This is a genomic window from Streptomyces sp. NPDC029122 (genome assembly GCF_055569445.1).
The window spans coordinates 1-26,920 of record NZ_JBVHWK010000011.1 but is presented as its reverse complement, the minus strand read 5'-3'; the positions used below and the strand labels follow the sequence as shown (position 1 = coordinate 26,920).

Below are 26,920 nucleotides of genomic sequence, written 5' to 3'. Positions count from 1 at the left end.
CCCACCAGCCGCCGGATCGGGCCCGCACGGAGGCGGGCGGAGCCGTAGCCCCGCCCGCCCCGTGGTGTGACGTTTCGCTACCGCGTCACCCGAAAATGCGACCCAGTGTGCGCGCCGCGTGCTCCACGTCGGCGAAACCGACGTAGAGCGGCGTGAACCCGAACCGCAGGACGTCGGGGGCGCGGAAGTCCCCGACGACCCCCCTGGAGATGAGCTCGGCCATCACCTCGCGGGCGCCCACGGCCCGCAACGAGACCTGGCTGCCGCGCCGGCCGTGCTCGGCCGGGGTCACCGGCTCCACCCGCCCGTCCGGGACGTACGCGGCCACGCACTCGAGGAAGAAGTCGGTCAGCGCGAGGGACTTGGCGCGCACCGCCTCGATGTCGACGCCCTCCCAGGCGTCGAGGGCCGACTCCAGCGCCAGCATGGACAGGATGTCCGGGGTCCCGACGCGCACCCGGGCCGCGCCCCCGGCGGGGACGTACTCCGGGGTCATCGCGAAGGGCTCGGCGTGGCCGTTCCAGCCGGGCAGCGGGGAGTCGAAGGCACCCTGGTGCCGCTCGGCCACGTAGATGTAGGCCGGGGAACCGGGGCCGCCGTTCAGGTACTTGTACGTACAGCCCACCGCGAGGTCGACGGAGTGCGCGTCGAGGCCGACGGGCAGGGCTCCGGCGCTGTGGCACAGGTCCCACACGATCAGCGCGCCCGCGGCGTGCGCGGCGCCGGTGAGGGCGGGCAGGTCGTGCAGCCGGCCCGTGCGGTAGTCGACGTGGTTGAGCAGCACCACGGCGGTGTCGTCGCCGAAGGCGCCGGCCGCGTCGGCCGGATCGACCGGGACGAGTTCGAGGCCGGTCATCCGGGCGGCGGACGCGGCGATGTAGCCGTCCGTCGGGAAGGTGGTGGCGTCGACCAGCATCCGGGTCCGGCCGGGCGCCGCCAGGCGGGCGGCGCCGACCAGCGCCTTGAAGAGGTTGACGCTGGTGGAGTCGCCGACGGTCACCTGACCGGGGGCGGCACCGATCAGCGGGGCGATGCGGTCGCCGATCCGCTGCGGGGCGGTCCACCAGCCGCTCTCGTCCCAGGAGCGGATGAGGAGCTCGCCCCACTGGCGGTGCACGACGTCGGCCACGGCGCCGGGAACGCCCGCCGGCAGCGGGCCGAGGGAGTTCCCGTCGAGGTAGACGACCCCCTCGGGGAGGGTGAAGCGCGCGCGGAGCTTGCCGAGCCCGTCCTCGTCGTCGAGCCTCGCGGCCCGTTCCTGGAGCTCCGGTATGGGGTTCAGGCCGGGGTCAGACATGGCTGCGGGCCGTCCAGAGCTCGGGGAAGACGTTCTTCGACGCGCGCTTCTCCAGCCAGGTCACCCCGGCCGAGCCGCCCGTTCCCGTCTTCGCGCCCATCGCCCGGCGCGTCGCGACCAGGTGGTCGTTGCGCCAGCGCCAGACCAGCTCGGCGACGTCCGTCAGCACCTCGCCGAGGCGGTGCAGGTCGGCGTGCGGGCCGGACGGGTCCGCGTACAGGGCCGTCCAGACGGCCTCGACCTCGGCGGAGGGCTCGTACCGCAGGGCGAGGTCCCGGTCCAGGACCGCCCGGGGAACCGGAAGGCCGCGGCGGGCCAGCAGGCGCAGGGTCTCGTCGTACAGGCTGGGCTCGTGGAGGGCCTTCTCCAGTTCGGCGTGGACCCGCGGCGCGCCCCGGTGCGGGACCAGCATCGACGCCGACTTCTCACCCAGCAGGAACTCCATCCGGCGGTACATCGCCGACTGGAAACCGGAACCCTCGCCCAGGGCGGCGCGGTACGCGTTGAACTGCGCGGGGGTGAGCTGGGCCAGCGGCCGCCAGGAGGCGTTCAGGGCCTCCAGCTCGCGGAGGGATCGTTTCAGCGCGTCCATCGCGACGGGGATGTCGTCCTCGCGCAGGGCGCGGGCGGCCGTCTCCCACTCGTGGACGATGACCGTGAACCACAGCTCCATGACCTGGGTGGTCACCAGGAACACCATCTCGCCGGGGTCGTCCGAGCGCAGGTGCTGGAGGTGGGTGAGGACGTCCGCCTGGACGTAGTCCTCGTACGGAGTCGTGCCGTCGAAGTCGAGGTTCGGGGTGTCCGAACCGGCTCCGGAGGCATCAAGGGCGTGCGACATTTCTGTCTCCTCGACACGTGCTTCCGGGTAGCGGTCCGCTCCTTCCGGTGAGGTAAGTGGAGCCCCGGTCCCCTGCCACGCATCATAAGCAGGGGATCCGGAGACCCTCTAGGGCGAGCCTCGACAGCGTTATGCGAGCGTGTCCGCCGCCGTCGGCGAGGAGTCGCGCAGGAAGGTCGAGCAGCGCTCGTACTCCTCCTTCTCCCCGATGGCCCCGGCGGCCCGCGCCAGGGCGTGCAGGGCGCGCAGGAAGCCGCGGTTCGGCTCGTGCTCCCACGGCACGGGGCCGTGGCCCTTCCAGCCGGCCCGGCGCAGCGCGTCGAGGCCGCGGTGGTAGCCGGTACGGGCGTACGCGTACGACTCCACCGTCCGGCCGGCGGCGTACGCCTGGTCGGCGAGGGCGGCCCAGGCGAGCGAGGAGGAGGGGTGCGCGGCGGCCACCTCGGCCGGGTCGGTACCGGCGGCGAGCGCCTCGCGGGGCGCGGGCTCGTCGGGCAGGTGGGTGGGGGCGGGGCCCCCGAGCAGGTTCTGGTGAATCGACATGGGCCCAGTCTGGCCGACGACGGCGCGCAGTGGCGAAGCGGGCGGCGGCAGCGGCGAGGCAGGCGCGGGGCCCACGGCCAAACGGCCCGCGGCCGAGCAGCGCCGGGCAGCGCGTCCGGCCGGCGGGTGGCCCGCACCCCCCGGCCCGGCCGCCGGATGGCGGGGAGCCGGGGGTACGCCCGCGGGCCGTGAGGCGGCCAGCTCCCGGCGCAGGACCGGCACGATCCGCTCGCCCAGCACGTCGACCTGCTCCAGGGCCGCGTCCAGCGGCAGCCCGCAGTGGTCCACGGCGAAGAGCTGGCGCTGGTAGTCCCCGTAGACCTCCCGGAAGGTGAGCACCTTCTCGATGACCTGGTCGGGACTGCCCACCGCCAGCGGGGTCCGGGCCGCGCACTCCTCCAGGGACCAGCGCCCGCCGTGGAGCCGGGACCGGTCGAAGTACGGGCGGAACGCGCGCACCGCGTCCTGCGAGCGCGCCCGTACGAAGACCTGCCCGCCGAGCCCGACGACGGCCTGCCGGGCGGTGCCGTGGCCGTGCTCCTCGTACCGGGCGCGGTACAGCTCCACCAGGCGCGCGTACTGCTCGACGGGAGCGGACAGGTTGTCCGCGAAGAAGCCGTCGCCGTAGTACGCGGCCTGCTCCGCGATCTCCGGCGAGCGCACCGACGCGTGCCACACGAAGGGCGGTACGCCGTCCAGCGGGCGGGGCACGGAGGTGAAGCCGTCGAGGCGGGCCCGGAAACGGCCCCGCCAGTCGACGTCCTCCTCCCGCCACAGGCGGTGCAGCAGGGCGTAGTTCTCCCGGGCCAGCGCGATGCCCTGGCGCAGGTCCTGGCCGAACCAGGGATAGCAGTTCGGGGTGTTGCCCCGGCCCGTCATCAGGTCGAGGCGGCCGCCCGCCAGGTGCTGGAGCAGCGCGTACTCCTCGGCGACGCGGACCGGGTCGTTGGTCGTGACCAGGGTGGTGGCGGTCGACAGGATCAGCCGCCGGGTGCGCGCGGCGAGGTAGCCGAGCAGCGTCGGCGGCGAGGAGGTCACGTAGGGCGGGCTGTGGTGCTCGCCGGTGGCGAAGACGTCGAGGCCGGCTTCCTCCGCCCGCACGGCGAGGGCGGTCATGGCCCGGATCCGCTCGTGCTCGGTCGGCGTGCGGCCGGTCGACGGATCGGGGACGGCCTCGCCGATCGAGAAGACGCCGAACTGCACCCCGCCCCTCCCGTGTCGCACCGCCGCCGTGCGGGGCACCGCGCCGGGGCGGGCCCGGCACCGCGGCCCGTGGGCCCCGCGATCCGACCGTGCCCGACGCGCGGGGGACCGGCCAGGTCCGCCCGGGCAGTCCGTCAAGTCCGGCGGGGGTGTGGCGGCCCCACCACGATCCGGCGAAGTGCGGTGGCCGGCGCACCTCCCCGGAAGAGGGGTGCTCGGCGGACGGTAGAGGCGCAGTGGACGCACGCCGAGGGGGGCATGTCGTGAAAGCGGTCATGAGCAGCATCAACAGCAGGGGGACGGGGACGGCGGTGCCGGTCCGGCGGGACCCGGTCCACGAGGCGGCCGACGACCTGTGTGCCGCGGTCCTGTGCTCGCTGCGCCGCAAGGACCAGCGGGAGAAGGGCCGGCAGTACGTGCGGGGGCTGCTGGCGCTGCCCGGCCGGAAGTCGATGCGCGGGATCGCGGGGCAGTTCGGGGGCGGTGCCGCGGAGCAGAGCATGCACCACTTCATCTCCGGCTCCACCTGGGACTGGGAGCCGATCCGCGCCTCGCTCGCCGGGTTCCTCCAGGCGGCCACCCCCCTGACCGCGTGGGTGGCGCAGCCGATGGCCATCCCGAAGGGCGGGGAGCACTCGGTGGGGGTGGCGCACCGCTTCGACCCGCACCAGGGGCAGATGTTCCGGGGGCAGCAGGCCTTCGGGACCTGGTTCGCCTCGGCGGGGCTGGTCACTCCGGTCGGGTGGCGGATGCACCTGCCGGAGGGCGACGGCTCCGAACCGCTGGAGCCGGCCGACGCGCAGGCCGCGTACGAGGAGTCCGCGGCGACCGCCGTCATCGAGACCGTGCGGCGCAGCGGCAACCGGCGCCCGGTGGTGCTCGACATCCAGCGGATCGGCAGCCGTTCCACCATGAACCGCTTCGCGGAGGCCGGACTGCCCGTCATCGCCCGCATCGGCCCGGCCACTCCGCTGCTGGTCACCGACCCGGCGCTGCCGGGCCACGGCGCGGGGGCGCGCCCCGCGCGGGACGTCCTGCAGGCGGTGAAGGGGCTGTGCACCCCGGTGGAGTGGACCGACCCGGACCCGACGCTGCCGGGGGGCCGTCACCGCAGCACCCTGGCGGTCGCGGTGCGGGTGATGATGCCCGACCCCTCTCCGGCCCGCCGCCGCCACCTGCTGCTGGTCGGCGAGTGGACGGACCCGCGCCGCCCTCCGGCGCAGCTGTGGCTGACGGACCTGGTACGGCTCCCCGTGGGCCCGCTGCTGCGGCTGACGAAGCAGGGCCGGCGGGTCGGTTTCGCCGCCGAGCACAGCGGACGGGAGGCGGGGCTGCGGGACTTCGCGGGCCGGGCCCTGCCCGGCTGGCACCGGCACGTCACGCTGGCCTCGGTCGCGCACGCGGCCCGTGCCCTGACCGGCACGGAGCACTACGCGGCGGCGTGAGGCCCCGCCCCGGCGGGCTCCGGAAGGCCGGGTGCGGGGCCTCAGGCCCGGTCGGCGGCGGCGCGGCGGTCGTGCAGGACCGTGCGGGTCCGGCGCAGCCGCAGGGCCATCTGGATCTCCAGGGCGCGGGCGGGCTCCTGCCAGTCGGGGCCGAGGAGTTCGGCGATGCGGTCCAGCCGGCGCGAGACGGTGTTCGGGTGCACGTGCAGGGCCTCGGCGGCGCGGGTGGGGCTGGCGCCCGAGGCGAAGTACGCCTCCAGGGTGCGGGTCAGCTCCGTCAGCCGGTCCGCGTCGTACTCCAGGACGGGGCCGATGGTCCCGGCGATGAACGACTCCACGTCGTGGTCGGCGGACAGCAGCATGCCGAGGAAGCCCAGTTCGCGCAGGGAGGCGGTGCCGCCCACCCCGTCGAGCGCGGTCAGCGCGTCCAGGCAGCGCACGGCCTCGGCGTAGACGCGGGCCACCTCGCCCGGGCCCCGGGTGGGCCCGGCGGCCCCGGTGGACACGGCGTGGCCGAGCAGCGGCGACAGCTCCGCGGAGGCCCGGTGCGCGGCGGCGGAGGCGTCGGTGCCGGGCAGGACCAGGACGATGCAGCCCCGGCGGACGCCCTTGAGCCCGCCCGTCCGGTACGCGTACGAGGACGCCCAGGCCACGGCCTTGCCCAGTTCGCCGCCCTCCGGCCGGGCGACGACCACCACGTGCGGGCGGTCGAGGTCGATGCCGAGCCGGCGGGTGCGCTCCAGCAGGTGCAGGTCGACGGAGTGGGGCCGGTCCAGCAGGTCCGCGAGGAGTTCGTCGTGGACGGGGCCCTCGGCGGCGGCCGTGCCCCGCTGGATCAGCATCAGGGAGGCGACGGACTGGGCGGACAGCTGGAGCAGCCGTACGTCCTCCTCGGCGAGCGGCGCGGAGGCGCTGAGCAGCAGCACCCCGAGGTCCTCGGCGCCCGCCAGTACCGGGGCCAGCCACAGGTCGCCGGGCAGGCGCACCGGACGCCGGTCGGTGAGGGCCTGGAGGGCGCCCTTGGTCACCGCCTCCTCGTCCAGGCCGGGGAGTTCCCCGGTCGCGGTCAGCGGCCGCCCGCCCGGGTCGCGCACCTGGAGCACGCCGTCCAGCGCGTCGGCGGTGGCCCGGGCAACGGTGGCGAGACCGGCGCCGTCCAGGACCAGCCCGGCCAGCCGGGCGTGGCACTCCCACAGGTAGCGGACCCGGGTGAGGGCGGTGTGGGTGCGCGAGCCGTAGGCCTCCAGCTCGGTGACCTCGTCGCGGGTCTGCTCCAGCAGCCGGGCCTTCTCGATGGCGACCGCGGCCAGGTCGGCGAGGGAGAGCATGATGCCGATCTCGTCCGGGGTGAACTCCCGTACAGCGCGGTCGGATCCGTAGAGGGCGCCGAGGGTGGAGTCCCCGCGCCGCAGCGGGACCGCGATGATCGCGCGCAGACCCTCCGCCTCGACGACGGCGTCGATGCCGGGGGCGTGCGCGATGCTGGTGTCGGCGAGGTAGTCCGGGGTCCACACCGGGGAGCGGCGGGCCTGCGCGATGCTGCCGAGGCCCCGGCCGGTGCCGAGTTCGAGGCCTACGTTGAGCGCGGTGGTCTCGCCCTCGGAGGTGCGTACGTACGCGGACCCGTCCGGGCGGCTCAGCGACAGCCAGGCCATGTCGAAGCCGAGGAGGCGTCTGGCCCGGCGGGTGATCAGGCGCAGCAGGCCGTCGATGTCGTACGGGGAGGTCAGGTCGTGGGCGGTGTCGACGAGGGCGGTGAGGGCGGCCTCGCGCTGTTTGCCGCTGCTCGCGCGGGCCCGTACCGAGCGGGCGAGTTCCACGGCCCGGGTGAGGGCGGCGAGTTCGGCTTCGTCCGCGCCCGCGGCGCGGGCCTCGGCGAGCAGGGTCTCGTAGCGGCTCTGCGGGGCGTCCGCAGCGAGCAGTTCCAGTACGGCCAGCGGGCCGCCCCCGTCCCCGCGCATACCGCCGCTCCCCCCACCCGACCAGCCGCTTTCCGTCCCCGGACCCGAACCTAGGTTCCGCCGGGCGGGGGGTCAAGCAGCCGCCCCGGGGGTATGACGCCAAGTCAGGTGCGGGCGGCGCAGCTCAGGGTGAGCCCGGGGGCCGGGCGGGCCGTCCGTGCGGCCTCGACGCGGGCCTCGGCCCGGCCCAGGGCCGCCAGGTACGCGTCGCCGGGGCGGCCCGCTCCCGCGCCGCGCAGGCCCGCGAGCGCGAGGCGCAGCTCGCGGTGGCGTCCGAGCGCGAGCTCCGCCTCGACCCACTGGCCGAGCACGGAGAGCCGGTCGGCGTCGAGGCAGGCGATGCGGCGGCGCAGCCAGGTCCCGGCGTCGATGCCGTCCAGGACGGGGCCGGTCCACAGGTCCAGTGCCCGGCGGAGCCTCGCGGCGGCCCGCACGGCGTCGCCCCGCCCCATGGCCCGGTAGCCGGCGCCCGCCTCGCGCTCGAACTCGCGGACGTCGCAGCGGCCGCCGCCGGTGTCGAGAAGATACCCCCCGGGCCGCGTGGACAGCACGGTCTCGGGAGTGCGTACCGAGCTGGCGCCCAGCGCCTCGGCGAACCGCTCGCGCAGCCGGCGTACGGCGGTGTGCAGGGCGGCGTGGGCGTGCTCGGGCGGGACGCGGCGGGCCAGCTCGTCCGCGAGGACGGAAGCGGGCACGACCCGGTCGGGACAGGCGGCGAGGACCGCCAGGACGTGCCGGGACTCCGGCGTGGGGGCCGTGATGGGCACACCGTTCTCGGTGACCCGTGGTGCGCCGAGTACCTCAATGTCCACAGTGATCTCCCTGGGCAGGCGAGCAGAAAAATCATACCCGGAAGGATCTTTTTGGGAAGGGGGCGGGCGGGACGGACCGGCCTCAGGCGGAGATCTCCTCGACGGCCGCCCGGGCCCCCTCGGCGGCCACGCGATCTCCCTCGGCGGTCACGCGGACCTCCTCGGGCGCCTCCCCCTCCCGGGGCGGCACACCGCCCGCGCAGCCGTACCGGCACTCGTGCGTCCCCTGCGGCCCGTACAGCGCCCGCGCCCCCCGCCCGGGGGCCGTGTCCAGCCGGATCGCCACGGCCGGGACCACCACGCCGGGCATCACGTGCGTGTAGAGCTCCGAGACCTGCGCGTCCAGGTCCAGCCCCAGCGTGTACGACATGGTGTTCAGTCCCGCGAACGCGCCCACGATCAGGCGGGCCGGGACCCACGGGTCCACGTTCGGCAGCAGTTCCCCGCGCCGCTGGGCCTCCTCCAGCAAGGGGACGTGCAGCTCGATCCAGGTCTGGTACGGGGTCACCCGGTCCAGGCTGCGGCCTGCGTGGTCCAGTGTGAGCCGGGCGCTGGCCCGCATCAGCGCGTCGTGCCGCAGCTGGTGCGAGAAGACCATGCCGATGTCCACGAACTCCTGCGCCTTGTACTGCTGCGGCGGCATCTGCGGCTGCGACTCGTTCTGCGCGTCGATGACGGCCTGGGCCAGGCCTTCCTTGGAGTCGAAGTGGAAGTAGAGCGCGCCCTTGGTGACCTTGGCGATGTTGACGATGTCCGAGAGCTTGGCCGTGTCGTAGCCGTACTCCTCGAACACCAGCGCCGCCGCCTCCAGGATCGCCCGACGCGTGCGCACCGCCCGGTCCTGCTTCACCTGGGGTCGCACTGTCTTCATCGCCGGCGTCGCCTCTCCTGGCCCGCCGGCATTACATCCCGGCGGGTACGTTTCTCTGCCTAGATTCCACACCATCGCCGCCCTCCACGTCCACCGGCGTATGTCACCTCGGGCGAATCCGTACCGAATCCGCACCGAATCCCTGCCGGACCCCTGTCGTACCCAGCCGCATCCACGGCGCGGGGCGTACGGAAAAGGGGTCCGCCGGTCCGTGACGGACCGGCGGACCCCTTCAGGTCCCGGCGGACCCCTTCGGGCCCTCGCCGCTTACTTCAGCTTGGTGCCCGTGGAACGCAGGTCGGCGCAGGCCTGGGTGACGCGCTTGGCCATGCTCGCCTCGGCCAGCTTGCCCCAGGTGCGCGGGTCGTAGGTGGACTTCTTGCCGACCTCGCCGTCGACCTTCAGGACACCGTCGTAGTTGCGGAACATGTGGTCCGCGACCGGGCGGGTGAAGGCGTACTGGGTGTCGGTGTCGAGGTTCATCTTCACGACGCCGTTCTCCAGCGCGGTGGCGATCTCCTCCGGCGTGGAGCCCGAGCCGCCGTGGAAGACGAAGTCGAACGGAGAGGCCTTGCCGAACTTCTCCGCGACGCCGGCCTGGAGGTCCTTGAGCAGCTCGGGCCGCAGGACGACGTTGCCCGGCTTGTAGACGCCGTGCACGTTGCCGAAGGAGGCGGCGAGCAGGTAGCGGCCCTTCTCGCCCAGGCCCAGGGCCTCGGCGGTGCGGATCGCGTCGTCGACGGTGGTGTACAGCTCGTCGTTGATCTCGTGGCTGACGCCGTCCTCCTCGCCGCCGGTCGGGGTGATCTCGACCTCGAGGATGATCTTCGCGGCGGCTGCCTTGGCGAGCAGCTCCTGGCCGATGGCCAGGTTGTCGGCCAGGGTCTCGGCGGAGCCGTCCCACATGTGCGACTGGAAGAGCGGGTTCAGGCCGCGGGCGACGCGCTCGGCGGACACCTCCAGGAGCGGACGCACGTAGCCGTCCAGCTTGTCCTTGGGGCAGTGGTCCGTGTGCAGCGCGACGGTGACGTCGTACTTGGCGGCGACGACGTGCGCGAACTCGGCCAGGGCGACCGCGCCGGTGACCATGTCCTTGCTGTACTGGCCACCCAGGAACTCGGCACCGCCGGTGGAGATCTGGATGATGCCGTCGCTCTCGGCCTCCGCGAAGCCGCGCAGCGCAGCGTGCAGGGTCTGGGTCGAGGTGACGTTGATGGCCGGGTAGGCGAACTTGCCTGCCTTCGCCCGGTCGAGCATCTCGTTGTAGACCTCGGGGGTTGCGATGGGCATCTGTCCGCTCCTTGGATGTGCGGGGAGTGTGCTTATTGCGGGCCCTGACCTGGGGGCGACGTCGCCGTCGCGCCTATCTTTCCAGACTCGGCGCGACACTCCACCCCGCCTGTCACCCCTCGTTCGGCGGGACGGCCGGGGTGTTCCACGTGAAACACCCCGGCCCTCCGAAAAGGCGCAGGTCAGGACCGGAGCGTCGGCCTCCGGGACCTGGGCCGCCCGTTGCCCTGACCCCGGACCGCGACCGGCCGCCACCCCTTCACGCCCACGATCCGAGACGGCCGCAGCCGCCGGGGAGGGCTCAGGCGAGACCCAGGTCCCCGAGCCGGTAGCCGGTGAGGTAGGGCAGGCCCGCCTCGGCGATCGCGTCGGCCGCGCCGCGGTCCACGATGGTGGCGACGGCGACGACCTCGCCGCCGGCCTCGCGGACCGCCTCGACGGCGGTCAGCGGCGAGCCGCCCGTGGTCGAGGTGTCCTCGACGACCAGGCAGCGCTTGCCCTTCACATCAGTGCCCTCGATGCGGCGCTGCATGCCGTGGGCCTTCTGCGCCTTGCGGACGACGAAGGCGTCCAGGCGCTCGCCGCGCGCGGCGGAGGCGTGCAGCATCGAGGTGGCGACCGGGTCGGCGCCCAGGGTCAGGCCGCCGACGCAGTCGAACTCGAGGTCGGCGGTGAGGTCCAGCATGACCTGCCCCACCAGCGGGGCCGCCTCGCCGTCGAGGGTGATCCGGCGGAGGTCGATGTAGTAGTCGGCCTCCTTGCCGGAGGAAAGCGTCACCTTGCCGTGCACGACGGCCTTGTCCTTGATCTGCTGCAGAAGCGCATCGCGTGTGCCGGACGGCATTACTTCGTTGACGTCACTCATGACAACGAGCTTAAGTGCGGGCTAGCCGAGCCGGCGCCACGCCCACGTCGTGGAGATCTCCAGCGGGTCCACCGGTGTGACCAGGCGCGGGAGGGTGTTCAGGCCGTTCGGCGGGCCCGACTGCGGCTCGACGCAGACGGCCTCGGGCTGCTCGTCGTAGACGACCACCCATTCGGCGGGACTGGTGACCCTCAGGTCCAGCTGGCCGGGCCAGGCGAGGGTGACGTCGACCCCGTAGGGCATCCCGAAGCAGTCGTCCCAGGGGCCGGGCTTCGGGTCGATCCGGCGGCCGGTGGGGATGTGGTCCTCGTCGCGTTCCTCCTGCCAGGCCGGGTCGAAGCCGATCCGGGCCGGCTCCCCGCCGTCGGTCAGGACCCGGTTGAACCAGGGGTGCCAGCCCGCCTGCGCCGGAAAGGAGTCCTGGTACGTCTCCACGCCCATGCGGATCGTCAGCGCGTCCTCGCCCAGCTCGAAGACCTGCGTCACCCGGCCGGCGTAGGGCCAGGGGTCGACGAGGTCATAGGTGAAGGCCGCAGTGGTGCCGTCGACGGAGGCCGTCTTCCAGGGCGCGTCGCGGGCGAAGCCGTGGAGGGCGTGCGGCGGATGGTTGAGCGGCAGCTGGTGGACCTTGGCGCCGTCATGGAACCGGCCGTTCGCCGTACGCCCGCACCAGGGGACCATCGGGAAGGACCCGAACTTCGGGCCCTGACGCAGCAGCTCGATGCCGTCGACGCGCAGACTGCTGACCCGGCAGCCGTTTTCCTGATCGATGGTGAGTTCCGCGCCGCCGGCGCTCAGTTGCGTAGTCATACGGCGACCCTACGGCGCGTCAACGGCGCCGGCGCAACGCCCTTCCGACCACGACCGCCGAGGCCAGCGCCAGGGCCGCCGCCGGGGCGATCCAGCGCAGGCCGTTCTGGCCGCCGGCGGAGGACGGGGCCGGGACCGGGGCGTAGCGGCCGCGCGGGGGCGCGTGGTCGACCTCCTCCGCGCTGCGGCCGATCATCGTGCGGCGGGCGTGGGCCGCCTCGGCCGGCGGGCGTCCGGGGCCGGCGGGGCCCGCGTCCGGCTCCTCCCCGCTCCCCGCCCCGGCGAAGGAGGCGAACTCGGTGAGATCGCCGTCGAGGAAGGGGTCGAGCGAGGGAGGCGGGACCTCGGTGTCGAAGACCGACGGGCCGGACTCGGCCTCCCCCTCGGTCTCCGCCTCCTCGGCCTCGGCCACCGGGTCGCCCGCGGCGCCGGCCGCGCCGGCCAGGTTGGCGGCGAAGCGGTCGAGCAGCCGCCCGGCGGCGGTGGCGGCGGCCTGCGGGTCGAAGGCGGCGGCCCGGCCGTCCGCCGTGGCCCCGCCGCTGAATTCCAGCCGGGTCCCGCCGTCGTACGGCACCAGCCGCAGCACGAGCGCGAGGCTGACGGTCCCGCTGCCGCGGACCTCGGCGCCCTCGCCCTCCGCGGCGAAGTGGTCGGGGTCCCGCTCGGTGAGGGACAGGACGCCCCGGTAGGTCACGGTGTGCCCGCCGACCCGGACCTTGAGCCGCCCGGCCGGCGGCCCGGCAGCGGTGTCGGCGTCCTGCTGGAGCCCGGGGACGCAGCGGGCCACCCGGGCGGGATCACGCAGCACGGCGCGGACGTCTTCTGCCGGTACCGGAACGAACACCTGATGCTCCATGCGGTCGAGCCTACCGACGGGACCCGCCCGTGCACACGGACACGACGCCCGGGCTCACTGGTATCGCGGATGCGGCAGCGTGGACGGCGGGAGCCCGGCCGGCCGGCCCCGGGCGGCGTCCCGGGCCGCGTCCCGCAGCCCCTGGGTCGACACGGCCAGCAGGGCGGGGGTGTCGCGGTCCACGCGCAGCTCGGGCACCCGGTCGTGGGCGGCGAGCACGAAGCCCCAGTCCTGCGGCGGCGCGTCGGCCGCGCCCTGGGTGCGGTCCGGCCCGGCGGCGAAGCCGGAGAGCCGGCCGCCCGTGCTGTAGGGGGTGGTGAGCAGGCCGGCCGCCCGCAGGGTGGACTCGACGGTCCAGTACGTACGCGGCCTCGTGGTGAGGGGGCCGGCGTGCACCGCGATGCGTCCGCCCGGCGTCAGGGCCCGCGCGACGAGCCCGTAGAACTCCTGCGAGTACAGCTTCGTGCTCGGGGTGATGCCGGGGTCGGGCAGGTCGGAGAGGATGACGTCGAAGCGGTGCCGGGCTGCGGGGCCCCGCAGCCAGCGGAAGGCGTCCTCGGTGACCACGTCCATGCGCGGGTCCTCGTACGCCCGGGCGTTGAGCGCGGAGAGCATCGGGTCGGTGCGGGCGAGGCGGACCACGCCGGGGTCGAGCTCGACGACGGTGACGGAGGCGACGTCCCGGTAGCGCAGCACCTCGCGGGCGGCGAGCCCGTCGCCGCCGCCGAGGACCAGGACGCGGGCGTGCGGACCGGTCATGGCGGGGTGGACCAGGGCCTCGTGGTAGCGGTACTCGTCGTAGCCGCTGACCCGCAGCCGGCCGTCCAGGAAGAGGTCGAGGGAGCGCGGGGACCCGGTGGACGGCCCGGTCAGCACCAGCTCCTGCACCCCGGTCTGCGCGGCGACCCGTACCTCCGCGCCGTAGACGGCGGTGCGCGCGGCCCGTTCGAAGTCGTCGACGAGGAGGGTGGCGCAGGCGAGCAGGGCGAGCACGGTCGCGTTGGCGGTGACCAGCAGCCAGCGGGAGCGTCTGCTGAGGTCGTGGCGGAACAGCCACAGGACGAGTCCGCCGCCGACGACGGCGTTGACCGTGCCGGTGAGCATGGCCCCGGTGAGCTGGCCGAGCACGGGCAGCAGCAGGAAGGGGAAGGCGAGCCCGCCGACGAGGGCGCCCACGTAGTCGGCGGCGAAGAGGTCGGCGACGGCCCCGCCGGCGTCCTGTCTGCGGATGCGCTGGATGAGGACCATCAGCAGCGGGATCTCCGCGCCGATGAGCACTCCGATGCCGAAGGAGAAGGCGACGAGCGCGGTCCTGGACTCGCCGAGCCAGGCGAAGCTCGCGTACAGGGCCATGGCGGAGAAGCCCCCGAGCAGGGCGAGCGCGGCCTCGATGGCGCCGAAGCCGAGGGCGGGCCGGCGGCGCAGGCGTTTGGCGAGGAGGGAGCCGACGCCCATGGCGAAGACCATGACGGACAGCACGACCGACGCCTGGGTGACGGAGTCGCCGATGAGGTACGAGCCGAGGGCGAGCAGCTCCAGCTCGTAGACGAGCCCGCAGGCCGCGCAGACGAACACCGTGGCCAGCACGAGGAGTCGGCCGGTCCGCGGGCGTACGGGCAGGGCGGCATGGACGGTCTGCACGCCCCGCGGCTCCGCCGCCGGGAGCAGCCCGCGGGGGGCGGAACGGTCGATCATGCAGCGAACCGTACGTCACCGCCCACCGACACCCTGTCACCCACATGGGTGTAAGTGGCGTGTCGGTCAGGCCAGTTGGAGTAATCGGGGCAAGCCCGCGCGCGACCGTCCGGCCGGGAGCACCCGACCTGGAGTACCCGGCCGGGAGCGCCCGCCGGAACGTGAGCGTCGGGGCCCGGCCGGGCGTCCGCTCTAGACGGGCGCGCCCATCCGCACGCCCACCCGGGTGCGGGTGGCCACCAACTGCCCCTCCTGCGGGTACGCGTGCCAGGTCCGCCAGCGCACCTGGCCCTCGTGGCGCTGCGCGAGCATCGCGGTGAACGCGTGCGGGTCACCGGGGAAGGTGCCGGCTAGCCCGTTGGGGTGGTCCGCGACCAGTGCGAGCAGCTCCTGGGCCCGTCCCGCGAAGGAGCCCCGCGAGAGGGTTTCGACCCGCGCGGCGAACTCGTACTCGTAGTCGCCCACCCGCTTCGCCACGCCGAGCGGCAGCGGCGTACTGCTGCCGGGCATACAGGCGACCGTCTCCGAGCAGAGCACCTCACCCTCCTCCAGGAGCACCTGGTGAGAGGCCCCGAGCAGGCGCAACTCCACCTTCGCGTCCGCGAGCTGGAGGTTCAGTACGGCCAGGGCGGGCAGCCGGTCGCGTCCCAGGGCCCAGGCGAGATCGGCGGCACGCGTGTCGGTGTAGGTGGTCTGGAGGGTCGTGAGCATGAGTCGGCTCCGCAAACGCGCGAGGGGAGATGGGCCGGGGCCCGCCAGCGGTAGTCAACGGGTGGGGGGACACCGGCACGGGTCCACAGGAAGTCCCGGGAGGTCCGGGGACTGGTCTACTCAACCGAGGGAATCATGAAAGGCACGGCACTCACAGCGTTTTTACCCAACTTGACGGGGTTTACATCCCCCCGGGGGCTTCACGGTTCACGTGTTCAACACGACGCCGCCCGTACGCCGTAGTGTCGGCCCGAACAAGCGGACGCCCGAAGGAAGTTGTCCCCTGCGGGCGCCCCTTCCACACCGGATCCGCGCACGCTTCCCCGCACCGTCCGGTTCGCCGCCCGCAACACCCGTACCAGTGTCAGCTGGACCCGCAGCCTCCGCCACCGCAGGACGACGAGGACCCGCACGAGGAGGACGAACCGCAGGACGACGACGACGAACCGCAGGACAACGAGGACCCTCCGCCACCCGCCCACCAGCTGGAGCTGGAGCCGGAGCCGGAGCCCCCGGACCCGGTGCCGCCCGGCCCGGAGAAGTGCGTCACCAGCAGGACGATCCCCACGACCGCCGCCACCACGAGAACCAGGACAAGGACCACGGTCCCGCCCCCTTCCTCACACCCCGGTCACCCGGGTCGCGGCACCCCCGTGGCCCGCGTGCAGGGGGGATGCCCCCGCGCCAACGCCCCGAAAGCACACTTGAGCAACTCCAGAGGTTCCCCGCAGGATGGCGCCCATGAGCGCACCCGCGAGCAGCAGCAGCCGCCCCTTCCTCAACCGCCGCCTTGCCGCCTTCGGCACCACGATCTTCGCGGAGATGTCGGCACTGGCCGCCCGCACCGGGTCGATCAACCTGGGCCAGGGCTTCCCCGACACCGACGGCCCCGCCGAGATCGCCGAAGCCGCCGTACGCGCGATCCGCGACGGCCGCGGCAACCAGTACCCGCCGGCCCCCGGAATCCCCGAGCTGCGCACCGCGATCGCCGCCCACCAGCAGCGCTTCTACGGCCTGTCCTACGACCCGGACACCGAGGTCCTCGTCACCGCCGGCGCCACCGAGGCCATCGCCGCCTCCCTCCTCGCCCTCCTCGAACCGGGCGACGAGGTCATCGCGCTGGAGCCGTTCTACGACTCCTACGCCGCCTGCATCGCCATGGCCGGCGCGGTCCGCGTCCCGCTCACCCTGCGCGCCCCGCACTTCCGCCCCGACCTCGACGCCCTGCGCGACGCCGTCACCCCGCGCACCCGGCTGCTCCTGCTCAACACCCCGCACAACCCGACGGGCACCGTCCTGACCCGCGGGGAACTGGCCGCCATCGCCGAACTGGCCGTGGAACGCGACCTGCTGGTCGTCACCGACGAGGTCTACGAGCACCTCGTCTTCGAGGGCGGGCACGTGCCGCTGGCGTCCCTGCCCGGCATGCGCGAACGCACCGTCACCATCTCCTCCGCCGGCAAGACCTTCTCCTTCACGGGCTGGAAGGTCGGCTGGGTCACCGCCCCGCCCGCGCTGGTCTCCGCGGTCCGCTCGGCCAAGCAGTTCCTGACGTACGTCTCCTCCGGCCCCTTCCAGTACGCCGTCGCCGAGGCCCTCGCCCTCCCCGGGTCCTACTTCGACGGCTTCCGCGCGGACCTCGCCGCCAAGCGCGACCTCCTCTGCGACGGGCTGGCCGCCGCCGGCTTCGAGGTCTTCCGCCCGCAGGGCACCTACTTCGTCACCACCGACATCTCTCCCCTGGGCGAGAAGGACGGCCTCGCCTTCTGCCGCGCCCTGCCCGAGCGCTGCGGGGTGGTCGCCATCCCCAACCAGGTCTTCTACGACGACACGTCCGCCGGGGCCACCCAGGTCCGCTGGGCCTTCTGCAAGCAGACCCACGTCCTCCAGGAGGCCGTGGACCGCCTCCGGCAGCTGTAGGGCCGGCATGGGCGTGACGACGGGACGCATCCCGCCCGCCTCCGCGCGGACGGGACGAAGACCGGGGACGGCCCGGCCGGCCGGGCTCGCACTCGGGGCGTTCGCCGCGGTGCGCGGCGCCGGGGTGCTGGTGATCGCCCTGGGCGCCTGGTGGGACGGCCGGAACCCGGTGAAGGTGCTCGGCGGCTCCTGGGACTCCTTCTGGTACCTCTCCATCGCCGCCAACGGCTACGGCCGCACCCAGATGTGGCCCGCCTCCGACTCCATCCAGAGCGACTACGCCTTCTTCCCGCTGTACCCGCTGCTGGTGGACCTCCTCGGCGGCGGTCCCCTCGCGGGGCTGGTGGTGGCCTGGACGGCCGCGGCGGTGGCCGCCGTCGGCGTGTACCGGATCGGGGAGCTGCTGCTCGGGGCGCGGGCCGGGGTGCTGCTCGTCGCGCTGTGGGCGGCGCTGCCGCACGCGGTGGTGCTGAGCCTCGCCTACACGGAGCCGCTGCTGTGCGCGCTGGCCGCCTGGTCCCTGTACGCGCTGCTGCGGGAGCGCTGGCTGTGGGCGGCCTCCCTGGCGGCGCTCGCCGGACTGACCCGGCCCACCGGGATCGCCGTGGCCGCGGCCGTGACGGTGCTGGCCCTGCGGGAGCTGGTGGTACGGGGCAACCGCGCGCCCGCGGTGTGGGCGGCCGGGCTGCTCGCGCCCGCGGGCTGGGCCGCGTACGTCGTCGCCGTCGGGGCGCACCGGCACGACCCCCTCGGCTACTTCACCGTGCAGCGGCAGTGGGGCTCGCGCTTCGACTTCGGCGGCGGGACCCTGGAGACGGCCTGGCGGGCGCTGTCCGGCGGGCCCGTGACCATCCCGGCCGGGGTGACGCTGGCCGCGCTGGCCGCCGCCGGGCTGCTCGCGGTGCTGGCCGTACTGGACCGGACGCCGCTGCCGCTGCTCGTGTACGCCGGGACGCTGCTGGTGATCACCTTCGGCGGGGCGGGCTTCTTCGAGTCGAAGCCGCGGTTCCTGCTGCCCGCGTTCCCGCTGCTGCTGCCGGTGGCGGCCGCACTGGCGAGAGCCCGGCCGCGCACGGCGGTCGCGGTGACCGCCGGCCTGGCCGGGCTCTCGTACGGCTACGGGGCGTACCTGCTCCTGATGGCGCGGGTACCCCTGTAAGGGGGACGGACGGCTACTCGCCGTCCTCCTCCTTCTTGTCGTCGCCCTCGGCGGAGTCGACGTCCTTCTCCAGGCCGAGCTGTTCGAGCAGCCACTTGTCGAACTCGATCGACGCGCGGACCCAGCTGACCGTGGAGGACACGAAGTGCTCCAGGCTGACGCCGGTGCCGATCAGCATCTGCGCCTCGCCGATCAGGCGGACGGAGCCGTCGTCGTGCGTGTGGCTGTAGACCTTGGGCCACAGGGTGCGGCGGTTCCAGTCGTCGATCGACTCGAGCAGCTGCGGCTTGTCGTCGATGGCGTGCGGGCGGTCGTAGAAGGTCCGGACGGAGAAGACCTGCTGCTCGCCCTCGCCGCGGAACATGAAGTAGGTGCGGAAGTCCTCCCACGGCGCCGCGAGGTCGCCCTCGTCGTCGACGACGTACTTCAGCTCCATCTGCTCCAGGAGCTGCTTGACCAGGTCCTGGTCGGGCACGACGGGGCCCGCCGGTCCTTGGCCTTGCGGTTCGGGCTTACCCCCGAAGTTCGGAATCGAGGCCGGGTCGATGCTCACCGTGTACTTCCCTTCGTGCGGATACAGCCATCCTCCCCCATCGCGCCCACCCCGTGTCCAGCCCCGCACCCCCGATCCGCTCCGGGCGGACACGGGGGCGCGGCGGCCCTTGCGGGACGGGGCTCACCCGTCCGGGGGCGGACCCTTACGCTGCCCGGCCGACCAGCAGGCCGTCGCCGGCCACGTCGACCCGTACGGTGTCGCCGTCGCGGACCTCGCCGGAGAGGATCTCCTTCGCGAGGCGGTCGCCGACGGCCGTCTGGATGAGGCGGCGCAGCGGCCGGGCTCCGTACGCCGGGTCGTAGCCCTTGTCCGCCAGCCAGGCCAGGGCCTCGGGGGTGACGTCCAGGACGAGCCGGCGGTCGGCGAGGCGCTTGGCGAGCCGGGCGATCTGGAGTTCCGCGATGTGGGTCAGCTCGTCGCGGGTCAGCGCGGAGAAGACCACGAGGTCGTCGAGGCGGTTGAGGAACTCCGGCTTGAAGCTCGCCCGGACCACCTCGAGGACCTGCTCCTTCTTGCGCTCCTCCGAGGTGACCGGTTCACCCGGGCCGTGCCCGCTCAGGAACTGGCTGCCCAGGTTGGAGGTGAGGATCAGGATGGCGTTGCGGAAGTCCACCGTCCGGCCCTGGCCGTCGGTGAGGCGGCCGTCGTCGAGGACCTGGAGCAGGATGTCGAAGACCTCGGGGTGCGCCTTCTCGACCTCGTCCAGCAGCACCACGCTGTACGGGCGGCGGCGGACGGCCTCGGTGAGCTGGCCGCCCTCCTCGTAGCCGACGTAGCCGGGCGGGGCGCCGACGAGGCGGGCCACGCTGTGCTTCTCGGAGTACTCCGACATGTCGATGCGGACCATGGCCCGCTCGTCGTCGAAGAGGAAGTCCGCGAGGGCCTTGGCCAGCTCGGTCTTGCCCACGCCCGTCGGGCCCAGGAAGAGGAACGAGCCGGTCGGCCGGTCCGGGTCGGCGATGCCGGCGCGGGTGCGGCGCACGGCGTCCGCGACGGCCCGTACGGCCTCGGTCTGGCCGATCAGGCGGCGGCCCAGCTCGTCCTCCATGCGCAGGAGCTTCTGGGTCTCCCCTTCGAGGAGGCGGCCGGCCGGGATGCCCGTCCAGGCGCCGACCACGTCGGCGATGTCGTCGGGCCCGACCTCGTCCTTGACCATGGAGTCCTTCGACGCCTCGGCCGCGGCCTCGGCCTCGGTGGCCGCGGCCAGCTCGCGCTCCAGCTGCGGGATCTCTCCGTAGAGCAGCTTGGAGGCGGTGTCGAAGTCGCCGTCGCGCTGGGCGCGCTCGGCCTGGCCGCGCAGGTCGTCCAGGCGCTCCTTGAGCTCGCCGACGCGGTTGAGGGACTGCTTCTCCTTCTCCCAGCGGGCGGTGAGGCCGCGCAGCTCCTCCTCCTTGTCCGCGAGGTCCTTGCGGATCTTGTCGAGGCGCTCGCGGGAGGCGGGGTCGGACTCGTTGTTCAGGGCCAGCTCCTCCATCCGCAGGCGGTCGACGGAGCGCTGGAGCTCGTCGATCTCCACGGGCGAGGAGTCGATCTCCATGCGGAGCCGGGAGGCGGCCTCGTCGACGAGGTCGATGGCCTTGTCGGGGAGGAAGCGGGAGGTGATGTAGCGGTCGGAGAGGGTGGCGGCGGCGACGAGGGCGCTGTCGTTGATGACGACCTTGTGGTGGGCCTCGTAGCGGCCCTTGAGCCCGCGCAGGATCGCGATGGTGTCCTCGACGGTGGGCTCGGCGACCAGCACCTGCTGGAAGCGGCGCTCCAGCGCCGGGTCCTTCTCGATCCGCTCGCGGTACTCGTCGAGGGTGGTCGCGCCGACCATGCGCAGCTCGCCGCGGGCCAGCATGGGCTTGAGCATGTTGCCCGCGTCCATGGCGGAGTCCCCGCCGGCGCCGGCGCCGACGACGGTGTGCAGCTCGTCGATGAAGGTGATGATCTGGCCCTCGCTCGACTTGATCTCGGCGAGGACGGTCTTGAGCCGCTCCTCGAACTCGCCGCGGTACTTGGCGCCGGCCACCATCGCGCCGAGGTCGAGGGAGACGAGCCGCTTGCCCTTGAGGGACTCGGGGACGTCGCCCTTGACGATGCGCTGGGCCAGGCCCTCGACGACGGCGGTCTTGCCGACGCCGGGCTCGCCGATGAGCACCGGGTTGTTCTTGGTGCGGCGGGAGAGGACCTGGACGACGCGCCGGATCTCGTGGTCGCGGCCGATGACGGGGTCGAGCTTGCCGTCGCGCGCGGCGGCGGTGAAGTCGGTGCCGAACTTCTCCAGGGCCTTGTACTGGCCCTCGGGGTCGGGGGTGGTCACCCGCCGTGCTCCTCGTGCGTTCTGGAAGGCGTCCAGCAGCTTCTTCGCCGTGGCGCCCTGGGCGGACAGGACCTCACCGGCCGGTCCGCCCTTGGCGGCGACGGCGATGAGGAGGTGTTCGGTGGAGAGGTACTCGTCGCCCAGGCGGCCGGCCTGGCCGTCGGCCTCGGCCAGTACGGCGAGCAGGTCGCGGCTGGGCTGCGGGGGCGCGACGGTGGAGCCGGTGACGCTGGGCAGGGCGGCGAGCAGCCGCTCGGCCCCGGCGCGGACGGCGGCCTGGTCGGCGTCGGTGGCGACGAGCAGGTCGGTGACGTTCTCGTTGTCCTCGCCGGCGAGCAGGGCCAGCAGGAGGTGCGCGGGGGTCAGGTCGGCGTGGCCGTCCTTGACGGCCCTGCTCGTGGCCGCGTTCAGGGCGTCGCGGCTCTTGTTGGTCAGCTCGGCGTCCATTCTCGGTTTCTCCTCTCCTGCGGGCCTGGGTGGCGCTTGCGCACGACGGGCGGCGGCGTGCGGACTCTGACAGATTCAGCATCCGCAAAGTTGAGTCTATTCCACTCAAGGCCGTTCTCCTGCCGGATCGGCCGGTCCGCGGGCGTACGCTTCCGCCCATGTCCCATGACGTACTCAACCCGACGCCCGAGTACCTCGCCTTCTGGCGGGAGCGGCACGTCTGCACCCTGACCACCCCGCGGCCGGACGGCACCCCGCACGTGGTGCCGGTGGGCGTGACCTACGACCCCGAGGCGGGGCTGGCACGGGTGATCAGCAACAAGCACAGCAAGAAGGTCCGCAACGTCCTGGCGGCGCCCGGCGGCGGCGCGCGGGCGGCGGTCTGCCAGATGGAGGGCAAGCGCTGGGCCACCCTGGAGGGGCGCGCGGTCATCCGTACGGACGAGGCGTCGGTCGCCGAGGCCGTGGCGCGCTACGCGGAGCGGTACGGGCGGACGCCCTCGCCGAACCCGGACCGGGTGGTCCTGGAGATCACCCTCGACCGGGCCATGGGCCGGGCCTGAGGGCGCGCGGGGGGCGGCAGGAGTCCTCGAGCGTTTCCCGACGGGTCCTCGGGCGATTGTCCGGTTCAACCACTGGACGCGCACATCACAACGGCGCCATCGTGGTCAGGTCCACGATGGCGCCGTTGTGTGGGGGTAGCACCTGGAGCGATCTGCAACGACGGGGGAATCGCCTCAGGCACTGCGGGGGGTGGCGGTGGTGATATCGGGTTCGAAGAGCTGGTGGTCACGCTGATCGAGGTTGACGAAGACCATGCCGTACCGCACTTCGCAGCGGACGGGCTGCGGTGCGCCCCGGGGGCGGCGCAGGCAGCGGTAGGCACGGACGTCCTCGTCCTCCTCGCGCACGACGACTATCGGCTGGCCGAAAAGGGTGACCATCAGCGAGTCGCCGGCGTAGGGGATCGCCGTGGCGAGGTCGATGAACTGCCACCCGGAACGGTAGGCGGAAGCCATTTCGCGGCGGAAGTCGCGGTCGTCGGGGGTCATCAGGACGCCTTCGCAGGGGTGCTGTTCCAGCCGAAATCGCTCTCGGCCGCCGTCCCGGCCAACGAGCTGGCACCAGCCTGAGCGCTTCCCTCGTCACCGCTGACGGCGACGACTGCTCCAAAGACCGCGACGGCGGAGAAAACAACGGCAAGCGCCGAGCGAAGCATTCTCTTATACATGGTCGGCTTCGTCCTCACTTGATGGAATCCTCTCCCCCGCACTGACAGACGATGGCTCATTCAGGCACGTCAGTGCCACAGGGACGATGCATCATGTTCTTACATGTTCAGGACCCTGGGGGGTGGAGATTTGCCCAAGAGCGACATAAACCCGACACATCGCCACCCCGTCACCGAGATGTGCAGCGAGGGAGCGCGACTGTACGCCGCCGCCCTGAGCACCGGCCGCGTGGCCCGCGGCGAGGTCGTGAACGCCCCCTGCCTGCTCGAATTCGCACTGCTGCGACCCGACCCGGACGACGCGAACCAGCTGCGCGCGGTTCCTCCGTCCATCGCGCTGGCCCAGCGGCTCCATCCGATCGAACGCGAGATCCAGGAGCGCAGACGCACCGCCGTAGATCTCACCGATGCATTCGAGCCGTTCCTCACCATCAGCGCGCAGAGCCCCGCCAACACCCACGCCATCACGGTGCTGGAGGGATTCGACCAGATCAACGCCGCCATCGACCTGGCCACCGCCGAGTGCCACACCGAGGCCCTGACGGTCCAGCCGGGTGGCGCCCGCCCCACCTTCGTCCTCAGCGAGTCCCTGGAGCGGGCCACGCCGATGATCGACCGCGGGGTGAGCATCCGGACGCTCTACCAGCACACCGTGCGGCACAGCCAGGGCACGCTCGCCTACGTGGACCGGATCTCCACGGGGAAGGTGGAGATCCGCACGCTGGAGGAGCTGATAGAGCGTCTCATGATCTTCGACCGCACCGTGGCCATCATCCCCGCCAGCGACGACCGGCGGGTGGCCCTGGAACTGCGGCACCCGGGACTGGTGGACTACCTCATCAAGGTCTTCGAACAACTGTGGCGCAGAGCCGTGCCGTTGGGCGACGAGGTCACTTACACGCACCACCCGGATGGTATCTCGGGGGTCCAGAGGTCCATCGCCCAGCTGCTGATCGAGGGGCACGTGGACGAGGCGATCGCCCGTCGGCTGGGAATGAACGTACGCACCTGCCGGGCGCACATCGCGAAGCTGGCCGCCGCCCTGGGCAGCGGCAGCCGGGCCCAGCTGGGCTACCTCATCGCCCAGTCCGGGATCCTGCACAGCGCGAACCCGGCGGAGCTCCCCGAGGGCTGAGGAGGGCCCGCGGGCCCTCAGAGGGCCCGTGACGCGCGGAAGGCCCCGTCGGGCCCGCTCCGCGACGGGAGGGGGCTGACGGGGCCTTCAGGGCGCTGGGGGAGGTCAGTCGCCGGTGCGCTTGGGGCGCCAGACGACCAGTGCGTTGCCCGGCACCGGCGGCTGGTACGGGACCAGGTCGCGGCGGTACGAGGCGTGCACCTGGGCCTCGCGGGCCCGGAGGGCGGCTGCCGCTCCGTCCACGGCCGCGGACAGCTCGGCGACGCGCTGCTGGAGCGCGGCCACCTGGTTCTCCAATTCGATGATCCGCTTGATCCCCGCCAGGTTGATGCCCTCGTCCTGGGACAGCTGCTGCACCGTGCGGAGCAGTTCGATGTCCCTGGCCGAATACCGCCGGCCGCGGCCGGCCGTACGGTCCGGGGAGACCAGGCCGAGGCGGTCGTACTGGCGCAGGGTCTGGGGATGCAGGCCCGAGAGCTGGGCGGCCACCGAGATCACGTAGACCGGGGTCTCGTCGGTGAGCTGGTACGCCCCCTCGCCGAAGCGGGGCTGTCGTCGGCGGCCGTCCATGTCATGCTCCCTTCGCGGACTCGAACAGGAGGGCGCGCGGGTCCTCGGACCCGGTCGCGTCCCGGTACGTCTCCAGGGCTTCGCGGGCCTTGTCCGACAGCTCCGCCGGAACCGCGACCTCCACCGTGACGAGCAGGTCGCCGCGGGTGCCGTCCTTGCGGACCGCGCCCTTGCCGCGGGCCCGCATGGTGCGGCCGCCGGGGGTGCCCGGGGGGAGCTTCAGGGTGACCGGGGGGCCGCCCAGGGTCGGCACCTTGATGTCGGCGCCCAGAGCGGCCTCAGCGAAGGTCACCGGGACCGTCACGGTGAGGTTGTCGCCCTTGCGGCCGAACACCGGGTGCGTGCCGACGTGCACCACCACGTACAGGTCGCCCGCCGGGCCGCCCCGCTCGCCCGGCGCGCCCTTGCCGCGCAGCCGGATCCGCTGGCCGTCGGAGACGCCCGCCGGGATCCGGACCTGCATGGTGCGGGAGCTGCGGGCGCGCCCGCTGCCCTTGCACACTTCACAGGGAGTCTCCGCGATCAGGCCGCGGCCCTTGCAGTCCGCGCAGGGGTCGGTCAGCGAGAAGCCGCCGCCGCTGCCCCGGGAGACCTGGCCGGTGCCGACGCAGGTCGGGCACACCCGGGGGGTGCCGTTCTGGTCGCCGGTGCCGGAGCAGGCCTTGCAGGGGGCCTGCGAGGACATCCGCAGCGGGACGGTCGCGCCGTCCACGGCCTCCGTGAAGGAGAGGGTGACCTCCGACTCGATGTCCTGACCGCGGCGCGGCTGGGTGCGGTGGCCCGCCCCGGTGCCGGCGCCGCGGCCGAACAGGCCGCCGAAGACGTCGCCCAGGCCGCCGCCGAAGCCGCCCTGGCCGCCCTGCTGCGTACCGCCGAACAGGTCGCCCAGGTCGAAGTTGAACGAGCCGCCGCCGCCCGGGCCGGGGCGGAAGCCGCCGTTCCCGAACAGCGTGCGGGCCTCGTCGTACTCCTTGCGCTTCTTGGCGTCGCCGAGGATGTCGTTCGCCTCGGAGATCTCCTTGAAGCGCTCCTCGGCCGAGGCGTCGCCCTTGTTGGCGTCCGGGTGGAACTCGCGGGCGAGCTTCCGGTACGCCTTCTTGATCTCGGCCTCGGTGGCGTCCTTCGGGACACCGAGGACCTTGTAGTAGTCCTTCTCGACGAAGTCCTTCGTGCTCATCCCGGGTGTCCCTCCTCTCGGATCCCTACATGGTGTGCGTCAGCCCTCGTCGGGGGCATCCGTGTCCTTGTCGGACGGCGTGTCGCCGTCACCGGACTCGGACTTCGCGGCGGGAGCCGCGCCCGGCTGGGGCTCGGCCACCGCGACCCGCGCGGGGCGGATCGTGCGCTCGCCGATCCGGTACCCCGGCTGCAGGATCGCCACGCAGGTCGTCTCGGTGACGTCCGGCGCGTACGAGTGCATCAGGGCCTCGTGGATCGTCGGGTCGAAGGGCTCGCCCTCCTTGCCGAACTGCTGCAGCCCCATCTTGGCGGCGGCGGTCTCCAGCGACTCGGCCACCGACTTGAAGCCGCCGACCAGTTCGCCGTGCTCCCGCGCCCGGCCGATGTCGTCCAGGGTCGGGAGGAGCTCCGTCAGCAGGCTCGCGACCGCGATCTCCTTGACGGCGACCCGGTCCCGCTCCACGCGGCGGCGGTAGTTCTGGTACTCGGCCTGGAGCCGCTGGAGGTCCGCGGTGCGCTCGCCGAGCGCGGTACGGGCCTGGTCCAGCTGCGCCAGCAGGGCCGCTTCCTGCCCGATGCCCTGGGCCTTGTCCCCGGCCGGGGCCGCCTCGCCCTCCGTGGAGGAGTCGGCGGCCTTCGGCTCCGCGTCGTCAGCGCCGGCGCCGGTGGGGACTTCAGGCTCCTTGTCGAAACCCGGGGTCTCCTCCGACATCAGGCAGCGCCGCCCTTCGGCTTCTCGTCGTCGACGATCTCGGCGTCGACGACGTCGTCAGCGGCGTCCGCCGCGCCGGCCTGGCCCGCGTCACCGGCGGCCTGGGCGGCCTGGGCGTCGGCGTAGATGGCCTGGCCGAGCTTCTGGCTGACCGCGGCGAGCTTCTCGGTCGCGGTGCGGATCTCGGCGGTGTCCTCGCCCTTGAGCTTTTCCTTCAGCTCGGTGACGGCGGCCTCGACCTCGGCCTTGACGTCGGCCGGGACCTTGTCCTCGTTGTCCTTGACGAACTTCTCCGTCTGGTAGACGAGCTGCTCGCCCTGGTTGCGGGACTCGGCGGCCTCCTTGCGGCGCAGGTCCTCCTCCGCGTACTGCTCCGCCTCCTGGCGCATGCGGTCGACCTCGTCCTTGCCGAGCGAGGAGCCGCCGGTGACGGTCATCTTCTGCTCCTTGCCCGTGCCGAGGTCCTTGGCCGTGACGTGCATGATGCCGTTGGCGTCGATGTCGAAGGA

24 protein-coding genes and 1 pseudogene are annotated in these 26,920 nt (G+C 73.2%); 5 read left to right on the top strand and 20 right to left on the bottom strand.

Features of this window, described 5'->3' with window-relative positions; genetic code table 11:
• Positions 1 to 85: 85 nt before the first annotated feature.
• From kynU to ACZ4WZ_RS15555, 4 genes and pseudogenes are all read right to left on the bottom strand, one after another.
• Entirely contained in the window at positions 86 to 1,297 is a 1,212-nt protein-coding gene (kynU, locus tag ACZ4WZ_RS15570; RefSeq protein WP_467890191.1) for a kynureninase, read from the bottom strand.
• On the bottom strand, positions 1,290 to 2,138 hold the full coding sequence (locus ACZ4WZ_RS15565) for a tryptophan 2,3-dioxygenase family protein (protein WP_467890188.1): 849 nt from the start codon (positions 2,136 to 2,138) through the stop codon (positions 1,290 to 1,292). Before ACZ4WZ_RS15565 ends, kynU begins: the two co-directional genes overlap by 8 nt.
• 129 nt (positions 2,139 to 2,267) lie before the next feature.
• Positions 2,268 to 2,681, bottom strand: coding sequence for a DUF3151 domain-containing protein (locus ACZ4WZ_RS15560; RefSeq protein WP_467890523.1), 414 nt, complete (start codon positions 2,679 to 2,681; stop codon positions 2,268 to 2,270).
• Positions 2,682 to 2,831: 150 nt separating this feature from the next.
• Positions 2,832 to 3,884 (bottom strand): annotated as a pseudogene (locus tag ACZ4WZ_RS15555) (CE1758 family FMN-dependent luciferase-like monooxygenase); the annotation flags it as partial.
• Positions 3,885 to 4,159: 275 nt separating this feature from the next.
• Here ACZ4WZ_RS15555 and ACZ4WZ_RS15550 point away from each other — a divergent pair.
• Positions 4,160 to 5,329, top strand: a complete 1,170-nt coding sequence (locus tag ACZ4WZ_RS15550) for an IS701 family transposase (RefSeq protein WP_467890185.1) — start codon at positions 4,160 to 4,162, stop codon at positions 5,327 to 5,329.
• A gap of 41 nt (positions 5,330 to 5,370) precedes the next feature.
• Here the strand turns inward: ACZ4WZ_RS15550 and ACZ4WZ_RS15545 are convergent, their stop codons facing one another.
• The 9 genes from ACZ4WZ_RS15545 to ACZ4WZ_RS15505 all read right to left on the bottom strand — a co-directional run bounded on the left by ACZ4WZ_RS15545 (position 5,371) and on the right by ACZ4WZ_RS15505 (position 15,200).
• Positions 5,371 to 7,290, bottom strand: coding sequence for a helix-turn-helix domain-containing protein (locus ACZ4WZ_RS15545; protein WP_467890182.1), 1,920 nt, complete (start codon positions 7,288 to 7,290; stop codon positions 5,371 to 5,373).
• 104 nt (positions 7,291 to 7,394) lie between these two features.
• Positions 7,395 to 8,102 carry an AfsR/SARP family transcriptional regulator gene (locus ACZ4WZ_RS15540; protein WP_467890179.1) on the bottom strand — a complete coding sequence of 236 codons (708 nt, stop codon included), beginning with the start codon at positions 8,100 to 8,102 and terminating at the stop codon, positions 7,395 to 7,397.
• Between the two features lie 82 nt (positions 8,103 to 8,184).
• Positions 8,185 to 8,973 (bottom strand): ScbR family autoregulator-binding transcription factor, encoded by a 789-nt coding sequence (locus ACZ4WZ_RS15535; RefSeq protein ID WP_467890176.1) that lies wholly within the window; start codon positions 8,971 to 8,973, stop codon positions 8,185 to 8,187.
• 267 nt (positions 8,974 to 9,240) lie between these two features.
• Complete coding sequence (fbaA, locus tag ACZ4WZ_RS15530; RefSeq protein WP_388933322.1) at positions 9,241 to 10,263, bottom strand: class II fructose-bisphosphate aldolase; 1,023 nt, start codon at positions 10,261 to 10,263, stop codon at positions 9,241 to 9,243.
• A 301-nt stretch (positions 10,264 to 10,564) separates the two neighbouring features.
• On the bottom strand, positions 10,565 to 11,128 hold the full coding sequence (gene pyrE / locus ACZ4WZ_RS15525; protein ID WP_467890173.1) for an orotate phosphoribosyltransferase: 564 nt from the start codon (positions 11,126 to 11,128) through the stop codon (positions 10,565 to 10,567).
• Positions 11,129 to 11,149: 21 nt separating this feature from the next.
• Positions 11,150 to 11,938, bottom strand: a complete 789-nt coding sequence (locus ACZ4WZ_RS15520) for an aldose epimerase family protein (protein ID WP_467890170.1) — start codon at positions 11,936 to 11,938, stop codon at positions 11,150 to 11,152.
• Positions 11,939 to 11,957: 19 nt separating this feature from the next.
• Positions 11,958 to 12,794: an SRPBCC family protein gene (locus tag ACZ4WZ_RS15515; protein ID WP_467890167.1), complete on the bottom strand. Its 837-nt coding sequence runs from the start codon at positions 12,792 to 12,794 to the stop codon at positions 11,958 to 11,960.
• Between the two features lie 54 nt (positions 12,795 to 12,848).
• The gene (locus ACZ4WZ_RS15510; protein WP_467890164.1) at positions 12,849 to 14,489 is read right to left on the bottom strand and encodes a polyamine aminopropyltransferase; all 1,641 of its coding nucleotides are present in this window, start codon (positions 14,487 to 14,489) and stop codon (positions 12,849 to 12,851) included.
• A 192-nt stretch (positions 14,490 to 14,681) separates the two neighbouring features.
• The gene (locus ACZ4WZ_RS15505) at positions 14,682 to 15,200 is read right to left on the bottom strand and encodes a DUF2617 family protein (RefSeq protein WP_388933309.1); all 519 of its coding nucleotides are present in this window, start codon (positions 15,198 to 15,200) and stop codon (positions 14,682 to 14,684) included.
• Between the two features lie 732 nt (positions 15,201 to 15,932).
• On the opposite strand from ACZ4WZ_RS15505, the gene ACZ4WZ_RS15500 reads away from it, so the two are divergent.
• Together ACZ4WZ_RS15500 and ACZ4WZ_RS15495 are read left to right on the top strand one after the other, a co-directional pair.
• Entirely contained in the window at positions 15,933 to 17,120 is a 1,188-nt protein-coding gene (locus ACZ4WZ_RS15500; protein WP_467890161.1) for a pyridoxal phosphate-dependent aminotransferase, read from the top strand.
• A 13-nt stretch (positions 17,121 to 17,133) separates the two neighbouring features.
• Positions 17,134 to 18,279, top strand: coding sequence for a hypothetical protein (locus tag ACZ4WZ_RS15495; protein WP_467890158.1), 1,146 nt, complete (start codon positions 17,134 to 17,136; stop codon positions 18,277 to 18,279).
• Positions 18,280 to 18,292: 13 nt separating this feature from the next.
• On the opposite strand, the gene ACZ4WZ_RS15490 is transcribed toward ACZ4WZ_RS15495, so the two are convergent.
• Both ACZ4WZ_RS15490 and clpB read right to left on the bottom strand, forming a co-directional pair.
• A complete protein-coding gene (locus ACZ4WZ_RS15490) occupies positions 18,293 to 18,832 on the bottom strand; it encodes a type III secretion system chaperone family protein (RefSeq protein WP_467890155.1) in 540 nt (179 codons plus the stop codon).
• Positions 18,833 to 18,977: 145 nt separating this feature from the next.
• Positions 18,978 to 21,584, bottom strand: coding sequence for an ATP-dependent chaperone ClpB (clpB, locus tag ACZ4WZ_RS15485; protein ID WP_467890152.1), 2,607 nt, complete (start codon positions 21,582 to 21,584; stop codon positions 18,978 to 18,980).
• Between the two features lie 158 nt (positions 21,585 to 21,742).
• Between clpB and ACZ4WZ_RS15480 the strand changes: the two genes are divergently transcribed.
• On the top strand, positions 21,743 to 22,147 hold the full coding sequence (locus tag ACZ4WZ_RS15480; RefSeq protein ID WP_467890149.1) for a pyridoxamine 5'-phosphate oxidase family protein: 405 nt from the start codon (positions 21,743 to 21,745) through the stop codon (positions 22,145 to 22,147).
• Positions 22,148 to 22,321: 174 nt separating this feature from the next.
• On the opposite strand, the gene ACZ4WZ_RS15475 is transcribed toward ACZ4WZ_RS15480, so the two are convergent.
• The gene (locus tag ACZ4WZ_RS15475) at positions 22,322 to 22,636 is read right to left on the bottom strand and encodes a Rieske (2Fe-2S) protein (protein WP_030228709.1); all 315 of its coding nucleotides are present in this window, start codon (positions 22,634 to 22,636) and stop codon (positions 22,322 to 22,324) included.
• Positions 22,637 to 22,918: 282 nt separating this feature from the next.
• Here ACZ4WZ_RS15475 and ACZ4WZ_RS15470 point away from each other — a divergent pair, with 282 nt between their 5' ends.
• The gene (locus ACZ4WZ_RS15470) at positions 22,919 to 23,950 is read left to right on the top strand and encodes a helix-turn-helix transcriptional regulator (RefSeq protein WP_467890146.1); all 1,032 of its coding nucleotides are present in this window, start codon (positions 22,919 to 22,921) and stop codon (positions 23,948 to 23,950) included.
• A 105-nt stretch (positions 23,951 to 24,055) separates the two neighbouring features.
• On the opposite strand, the gene ACZ4WZ_RS15465 is transcribed toward ACZ4WZ_RS15470, so the two are convergent.
• The 4 genes from ACZ4WZ_RS15465 to ACZ4WZ_RS15450 form a co-directional block, all read right to left on the bottom strand.
• Positions 24,056 to 24,520 (bottom strand): heat shock protein transcriptional repressor HspR, encoded by a 465-nt coding sequence (locus tag ACZ4WZ_RS15465; RefSeq protein WP_467890142.1) that lies wholly within the window; start codon positions 24,518 to 24,520, stop codon positions 24,056 to 24,058.
• Between the two features lies 1 nt (position 24,521).
• Positions 24,522 to 25,697: a molecular chaperone DnaJ gene (gene dnaJ / locus ACZ4WZ_RS15460; protein WP_467890140.1), complete on the bottom strand. Its 1,176-nt coding sequence runs from the start codon at positions 25,695 to 25,697 to the stop codon at positions 24,522 to 24,524.
• Between the two features lie 39 nt (positions 25,698 to 25,736).
• Positions 25,737 to 26,411 carry a nucleotide exchange factor GrpE gene (gene grpE / locus ACZ4WZ_RS15455; protein WP_467890137.1) on the bottom strand — a complete coding sequence of 225 codons (675 nt, stop codon included), beginning with the start codon at positions 26,409 to 26,411 and terminating at the stop codon, positions 25,737 to 25,739.
• Positions 26,411 to 26,920, bottom strand: a 510-nt coding sequence (locus ACZ4WZ_RS15450) for an Hsp70 family protein (RefSeq protein ID WP_467890134.1), incomplete at its 5' end; no start/stop codon positions are given. The genes ACZ4WZ_RS15450 and grpE, both read right to left, overlap by 1 nt.

What these genes read in the sequence shown, in the direction of transcription:
- ACZ4WZ_RS15500 (WP_467890161.1), top strand. Translation starts at nt 15,933, where the DNA reads ATGGCGCCCATGAGCGCACCCGCGAGCAGCAGCAGCCGCCCCTTCCTC.
- ACZ4WZ_RS15560 (WP_467890523.1), bottom strand. Translation starts at nt 2,681, where the DNA reads ATGTCGATTCACCAGAACCTGCTCGGGGGCCCCGCCCCCACCCACCTG.
- grpE (WP_467890137.1), bottom strand. Translation starts at nt 26,411, where the DNA reads ATGTCGGAGGAGACCCCGGGTTTCGACAAGGAGCCTGAAGTCCCCACC.
- fbaA (WP_388933322.1), bottom strand. Translation starts at nt 10,263, where the DNA reads ATGCCCATCGCAACCCCCGAGGTCTACAACGAGATGCTCGACCGGGCG.
- ACZ4WZ_RS15505 (WP_388933309.1), bottom strand. Translation starts at nt 15,200, where the DNA reads ATGCTCACGACCCTCCAGACCACCTACACCGACACGCGTGCCGCCGAT.
- ACZ4WZ_RS15545 (WP_467890182.1), bottom strand. Translation starts at nt 7,290, where the DNA reads ATGCGCGGGGACGGGGGCGGCCCGCTGGCCGTACTGGAACTGCTCGCT.
- ACZ4WZ_RS15465 (WP_467890142.1), bottom strand. Translation starts at nt 24,520, where the DNA reads ATGGACGGCCGCCGACGACAGCCCCGCTTCGGCGAGGGGGCGTACCAG.
- ACZ4WZ_RS15535 (WP_467890176.1), bottom strand. Translation starts at nt 8,973, where the DNA reads ATGAAGACAGTGCGACCCCAGGTGAAGCAGGACCGGGCGGTGCGCACG.
- ACZ4WZ_RS15475 (WP_030228709.1), bottom strand. Translation starts at nt 22,636, where the DNA reads ATGACCCCCGACGACCGCGACTTCCGCCGCGAAATGGCTTCCGCCTAC.
- dnaJ (WP_467890140.1), bottom strand. Translation starts at nt 25,697, where the DNA reads ATGAGCACGAAGGACTTCGTCGAGAAGGACTACTACAAGGTCCTCGGT.
- ACZ4WZ_RS15480 (WP_467890149.1), top strand. Translation starts at nt 21,743, where the DNA reads ATGTCCCATGACGTACTCAACCCGACGCCCGAGTACCTCGCCTTCTGG.
- ACZ4WZ_RS15470 (WP_467890146.1), top strand. Translation starts at nt 22,919, where the DNA reads ATGTTCAGGACCCTGGGGGGTGGAGATTTGCCCAAGAGCGACATAAAC.
- kynU (WP_467890191.1), bottom strand. Translation starts at nt 1,297, where the DNA reads ATGTCTGACCCCGGCCTGAACCCCATACCGGAGCTCCAGGAACGGGCC.
- ACZ4WZ_RS15565 (WP_467890188.1), bottom strand. Translation starts at nt 2,138, where the DNA reads ATGTCGCACGCCCTTGATGCCTCCGGAGCCGGTTCGGACACCCCGAAC.
- ACZ4WZ_RS15515 (WP_467890167.1), bottom strand. Translation starts at nt 12,794, where the DNA reads ATGGAGCATCAGGTGTTCGTTCCGGTACCGGCAGAAGACGTCCGCGCC.
- ACZ4WZ_RS15510 (WP_467890164.1), bottom strand. Translation starts at nt 14,489, where the DNA reads ATGATCGACCGTTCCGCCCCCCGCGGGCTGCTCCCGGCGGCGGAGCCG.
- ACZ4WZ_RS15550 (WP_467890185.1), top strand. Translation starts at nt 4,160, where the DNA reads ATGAGCAGCATCAACAGCAGGGGGACGGGGACGGCGGTGCCGGTCCGG.
- ACZ4WZ_RS15520 (WP_467890170.1), bottom strand. Translation starts at nt 11,938, where the DNA reads ATGACTACGCAACTGAGCGCCGGCGGCGCGGAACTCACCATCGATCAG.
- pyrE (WP_467890173.1), bottom strand. Translation starts at nt 11,128, where the DNA reads ATGAGTGACGTCAACGAAGTAATGCCGTCCGGCACACGCGATGCGCTT.
- clpB (WP_467890152.1), bottom strand. Translation starts at nt 21,584, where the DNA reads ATGGACGCCGAGCTGACCAACAAGAGCCGCGACGCCCTGAACGCGGCC.